Here is a 312-nt window from a genome sequence, read left to right on the forward strand (position 1 = left end):
TGTGTTAGCACTTTTTTTAAGGAGTAATATATGAAGAAACTTATCGGTGTTATTGGCATAATTGTAATAGCATATTATGCGTTGCATAGTACACCATCTATGGCGGTGCGAACTGCGTTGTTTTTTGAAGGGCATCCAAGCGTTGCGTTTTCTGGCGAAGTGACGAAAGAAAAAGATGTGAAAAAAGAAGCAATTCCAGATGAGTACCAAACTTTATATGGTAAGGAAGAAGAATCAGAGCACTATTTCTTTCCTCACGTAAGAGCACATGGATCAGGAATTGATATGCTTAGTGCATGCGTGAAGAAAAAA

Annotated in this window: 1 protein-coding gene; it reads left to right on the top strand. The window is 37.8% G+C overall.

Going from position 1 to position 312, the window contains the following annotated elements:
* Positions 1-30 precede the first annotated feature (30 nt).
* A partial coding sequence (locus KI369_RS27650; RefSeq protein ID WP_212958815.1) for a YjcN family protein occupies positions 31-312 on the top strand: 282 nt, incomplete at its 3' end.

Origin of the sequence: Bacillus sanguinis (assembly GCF_018332475.1) — a bacterium.
GTDB lineage: Bacteria > Bacillota > Bacilli > Bacillales > Bacillaceae_G > Bacillus_A > Bacillus_A sanguinis.